2 pseudogenes are annotated in these 271 nt (G+C 56.8%); both read left to right on the forward strand.

What is annotated here, in order from left to right:
* Positions 1-78 precede the first annotated feature (78 nt).
* Positions 79-183: pseudogene (locus SB816_RS31835) on the forward strand (addiction module toxin RelE); the annotation flags it as partial.
* A pseudogene (locus SB816_RS31840) lies at positions 180-271 on the forward strand (XRE family transcriptional regulator); the annotation flags it as partial. The pseudogenes SB816_RS31835 and SB816_RS31840, both read left to right, overlap by 4 nt.

Here is a 271-nt window from a genome sequence, read left to right on the forward strand (position 1 = left end):
ATGGAACGGCCGCTTGGTGTTCCCGCGCGCACCTTGAAAATATACCCAAATAGGGATAAATTCACCGACGGATCCGGACAGAAGAAATCATAGAGCGGCATCGCGACACCCAAGCCGGACGGCGATCTGGTCCGCGAACGTCTGAAAGCGGTCGAGGCTCACGCAAAAGGAGAAAGGCGATGATCGAAATCGAACAGGGCAGCACGAACGTCTACGCTGACCTGGGCATGCGCGATGCAGACGAAATGCGAGTGAAGGCTCAACTCGCCGC

Source organism: Achromobacter sp. SIMBA_011 (genome assembly GCF_046535435.1).
Classification (GTDB): domain Bacteria; phylum Pseudomonadota; class Gammaproteobacteria; order Burkholderiales; family Burkholderiaceae_B; genus Achromobacter; species Achromobacter dolens.